This is a genomic window from Falsiroseomonas sp. RANM36 (genome assembly GCF_056682175.1).
Genome location: NZ_JBWXTD010000004.1, coordinates 171,375 through 174,156, shown reverse-complemented (window position 1 = coordinate 174,156; position 2,782 = coordinate 171,375). Strand labels below are relative to the sequence as shown.

The following is a 2,782-nucleotide window of genomic DNA, read 5'->3' as shown; positions in this document are numbered from 1 at the left end:
CGCGCGCCGCCCCCCGGGCCGCGGGGGGCCGCCGGCGGGGCCCCCCCCCGGGCGCGCGGCGGGGGGGGGCGCCGCCCTGCGCTGCCAGGTCGCGCAGCCAGGCGGCGGAAGCGGCATCGCCCACGCTTCCGGCACGGCGCTCGCCGAAGCCGTCATAGGCGGCGAAGAAGGCTGCGGCGCTGCTCGGCTCCGGCAGGAGTGGCCGCTGCACGCCCTAAGGCCGCTCGGGGGCGAAGGTGTCGCAGGCCTCCAGCCTTCCGCTCTCCAGCCCCGCGCGGAACCAGCGCGCGCGCTGGGCGGAGCTGCCATGGGTGAAGCTCTCGGGCACCACATAGCCGCGCGCCTGGCGCTGCAGCCGGTCGTCGCCCACCGCGGCGGCGGCGTTCAGCCCTTCCTCGATGTCGCCGCGCTCCAGGATCTGCCGCGCCTCATGCGCGCGCCGCGCCCAGAGGCCGGCCAGGCAATCGGCCTGCAGTTCCACCCGCACCTGCAGCGAATTGGACTCCCCCTGGCTGGCCTGGCGCTTCAGCGCCTCCACGCGCGGCAGCACGCCGAGCTGGTTCTGCACGTGGTGACCGACCTCATGGGCGATGATGTAGGCGGCGGCGAAGTCGCCCGTGGCGCCGACCTTGCGCTGCAGGTCCGCCATGAAGTCGAGGTCGATGTAGAGCTTGCTGTCGCCCGGGCAATAGAACGGCCCGACCTGCGCCTGGGCGACGCCACAGGCGCTCTGCACCGCGCCGGAGTAGAGCACCAGCACCGGTTCCTGGTAGCGCCGGCCGAGGCTCTGGAAGATCGGGTTCCACACATCCTCGGTCTCCGCGAGGACCTGGCGGGCAAACCGGCTGGCCGCATCGTCGGCGGACGGGGCGCGGCGTTCCACCGCGCTCGGCGCAGGCGCCACGGGGGCGCCGCCCGACGTGATCATGCCGGGATCGACGCCGAACAGCAGCGCCAGCACGATCAGCACCACGGTGCCGAGCCCGCCGCCCACCATCAGGCCGCCACGGCCTCGTCCGCCGCCGCCGAAGCCCCGGCCGCGGCGATCCTCCACGTTCCGGCTTTCGCGCCCGCCGTCCATGCGCATGGTCCGCGCCTCCCGTTCCCGTCCTCAGCCGCCCGCCAGCAACGCCGCCAGGGCAGGCGAGAGCCCGACCGCCTCGCGCCCCACCGGCGCCGCATAGCCGCCTGACGCCGGCTTCGGCAGGCCGAGCGCCACCAACATCTCCGCGAGCTTCACGCCGCACGCGATGCCGTCCAGCAGGGGCACCGCCGCGCGCGGCTGCAGCACGCGGTCCATTCCGGCCAGCGCCGCGCCGGCCAGCACCACCGCATCGGCCCGCTGGGAGAGGTCGGCGATCGCCTCCAGCAGCATGGCCTGGGCGGCCCCGGGATCGCGGATCGCCTCCTGCGCGGTGGCGCGGATCGCCGCCACCGCGGAGCATCGCGCGGCGAGGCCGTGGCGCGCCACCAGTTCCTCATACGGCGCGACGGCCGTGCCGAGCGTCAGCACCGCGAATTTCCCGCCGACCAGGCAGGCCGCGAGGCAGGCGGCCTCGGTCATGCCGACCACCGGGCAGGGCATCATCTGCCGCGCCGCTTCCAGCGCGGTATCGTGGCTCACCGCCAGCACCACCGCATCCACCCTGCCCGCATGCTCCGCCAACAGCGACAGCAACGCATGCCCGGCGATGGCGTTCTCGGCGCGGGTCGAGATCACGCGCGGGCCGAAGGACGGGGTCGCGCCGAGGATCTCGGTGCCCGGCGCCGCGGCCCGGCGGGCGGCGGCGACGCAGGCCTCGGTGATGGCCTCGGTGGTGTTCGCATTGGCGACCAGGACGCGCATCGCGCCACTCTCCCCCGCCCTTGCAGGCGGTGCAACGGATGCCGTCGCGGCCTATCCGCCCACCATCCCGTTGCCGCCGGCCGGCGCCGGGCCCTGGCCCACCGCCGCAAGGCCATGCGGCAGGGCGCGCGAGCTCGGCGTGAGCAGCAGCAGCCGCAGCGCCTGGCGCACCGCCCCGCCGTCGCCCTCCACCGCCTCGGCCCGGCGCTTCCAGACCAGCAGGGGGTTGAACAGCAGCACGTCGCCGGGCCGCACCTCCATCCTGAGCGCGAGGCCGGGCTCGGCGCAGATGGCATCCAGCGCGTCCAGCGCCTCCACCTGGGCGGCGGTGAGGCGCGGCGTCTCGGGCAGGCGCTGCGCCGCCTCGATCGCGTCGCGCGCATAGCGCCCGACGAAGGCGCCGGAGGCGGTGCTGAAGACCGGCAGCTCCACCACCGCCGGCGTGGTCGCCGGCGCCTGCAGCAGGTGCGGCATCGGCCCGTAGAGCAGTTCCAGCGCCGCGCGGTTGCGCTTCAGCATCTCGTTGTGCACCGCCGCCGCCGAGACCAGCATCACGGGGTCCACCTCGGGCGGCTGGCGCAAGGTGAGCAGCGCCACGATGTCGGCGCCGTCCGCATGGAAGCGCCAGCGCGCCGCGCCGGTCGCGGGACTGTCCAGCCGCTGCACCGCCTCGCCCTCCGGCCCCTGCGGCAGGGTGCGGCCGAGATAGGCGCCGAGCACCAGCAGCAGCGCCTCCGCCGCCGCCTCGTCCTCGCCCAGCCGGTCGATGTTCAGGCCGCGGAGCAGCACCAGCCCCCGCCCGGTGTCGAGCCGGCTCGCCGCCTGCCGCAGCACGGCGCCGAGCCGGGGCAGCGGCGCCTCCGCGGGGCCGGCCGGGGCGCGGCCGCCCCCCCGGCCCCGGCCCCCCGCCCGCGCCGGGGGCGGCCCGCGCCGCCC

The 2,782-nt window shown here is 76.5% G+C and carries 4 protein-coding genes; all 4 read right to left on the bottom strand.

The window, feature by feature from the left end; all coding sequences use genetic code 11:
* A partial coding sequence (locus AC1MIR_RS14615; protein ID WP_480028924.1) for a hypothetical protein occupies window positions 1–211 on the bottom strand: 211 nt, incomplete at its 3' end.
* 3 nt (window positions 212–214) lie between these two features.
* Window positions 215–1,087, bottom strand: a complete 873-nt coding sequence (ypfJ, locus tag AC1MIR_RS14610) for a KPN_02809 family neutral zinc metallopeptidase (RefSeq protein ID WP_480028923.1) — start codon at window positions 1,085–1,087, stop codon at window positions 215–217.
* 24 nt (window positions 1,088–1,111) lie between these two features.
* On the bottom strand, window positions 1,112–1,846 hold the full coding sequence (locus AC1MIR_RS14605) for an aspartate/glutamate racemase family protein (RefSeq protein WP_480028922.1): 735 nt from the start codon (window positions 1,844–1,846) through the stop codon (window positions 1,112–1,114).
* Window positions 1,847–1,897: 51 nt separating this feature from the next.
* A partial coding sequence (locus AC1MIR_RS14600; RefSeq protein ID WP_480028921.1) for a TauD/TfdA family dioxygenase occupies window positions 1,898–2,782 on the bottom strand: 885 nt, incomplete at its 5' end.